We start from the raw sequence: 1,550 nt of genomic DNA on the forward strand, positions 1-1,550 counted from the left end.
AACGCGGTCATCCTCTGGCAGGTGATCTCGATCATCCTGTGGGGCATCGTGTTCGGCGTGCTCGCGATGCTCGGCGTGCAGGCGGTCGCCCGCTTCTGACGCGACTCAGGCGACCGCGAACGCCACGCGACCGCGGGCGATGTCCGCCTCGGTCACGCGCACGCGGATGCGGGATCCTGGTTCGTGCGACCCGGGAGCGGTCGCGGTGACGAACGGATCGGCGAGCTGGATGCGCGCGCCGCCCTTGGTCTGCGAGACGACCGCGGCGTCGAACTCCTCGCCCAGGCGCGCGTGCAGCACGGCGGCCTCCACCCGGTCGACAGAGCCCGCCTCGAGGCGGTTCGCGAGCGATCCGGTCTGCCGCATCACGTCGGGCAGCGTCGGCAGTGCCTCACGGGCCCACTCGGGGGCGTCGGTGCACATCGCCAGCACGAACCGGTCGACGAGTCGACGCAGCGGCGCCGTCGTGTGCGCATACGGCGCCGCGATCGCGGCCTGCTGGGTCTGCTCGGGCGCTGCGCCGTCGAACGCGACGTAGTCGGCGCCGCGGAACAGGCCGCTCGCCGCCTGCGTGATGGCGGGAGCGGCCGGGTCCGCGCGGTCCACGCGCCGCAGGTACTCGCCGTAGGGGATGTCGTCGGGCCACGGATGCCCGATGGCCGCCACGCGGCGCCGGAACTCGGCGATCGCCTCGGCGTCGGCAGGCGGAAGCGTGCGCAGGATGCCCGTGCCGCGCTCCAGCATGATCGCCGCGGCGGCCATGCCGGTCATGAGCGAGATCTGCGCATTCCAGTCCTCGATCGGCAGCGTAGCCCGCGCCTGCAGGACGTAGCCGTTCGGCGTCGCGACGATCTCCTCCTCGGGCGAGCCCAGGCTCGCCCCGCCCCGAACCGCTTCCCGCGCGATCAGCGCGGGTCCCACCTCGGCCAGCAGCGCGATCGAGTCGGGTGCGGACCCCTCGTCGACGGCCGTCTGCGCCTGCCGGTAGCTCCACTGCCGCCGCGAGCGCACCCATGCCCGCACGGGCGGCTGCGCGGGCTCATGCTGCGTCCCGTCGGCGTCGAGCACGAACCGCCAGACGTATGCCCGCCGATCCTGCTCGGGAAGGAGCGAGGCCGCGCCGTGCGACAGCGCCTCGGGGTGCAGCGGGACCGAGCCGTCCGGCGCGTACAGGGTCTGCCCGCGACGCCGCGTCTCGGCGTCGATCGCCCCGCCCGGTCGCACGAACGCGGCGAGGTCGGCGATCGCGTAGTGCACGACCCATCCTGATCCGTCCTCGGCTGATCCGGCGCGCTGGATGGCCAGCGCCTGGTCGAGGTCGCGGGATCCCTCCGGGTCGATCGTGTGGAAGTCGAGGTGCCGCAGATCCGCGCGCGCCGGATCCGATCCATCGACCGCCGCCCCCGACGTGACAACGGCCTCCGCCTCCGCGATCACGTCGGCGGGGAAGGCCTCCGGCAGCTCGAGGTCTCGACGCAGCTGCGCGAGCGACTCCGCGAGTGCGGTCTGGACGGCGGACGGCGACAGGTGCGCGTGGCGGGCCGGCATGC

The 1,550-nt window shown here is 73.7% G+C and carries 1 protein-coding gene; it reads right to left on the reverse strand.

The features are described 5' to 3' along the window. Positions 1-105: 105 nt before the first annotated feature. A partial coding sequence (locus tag RIF89_RS14935; RefSeq protein ID WP_309069854.1) for an RNB domain-containing ribonuclease occupies positions 106-1,550 on the reverse strand: 1,445 nt, incomplete at its 5' end.

Origin of the sequence: Microbacterium sp. (genome assembly GCF_031178525.1) — a bacterium.
GTDB lineage: Bacteria > Actinomycetota > Actinomycetes > Actinomycetales > Microbacteriaceae > Microbacterium.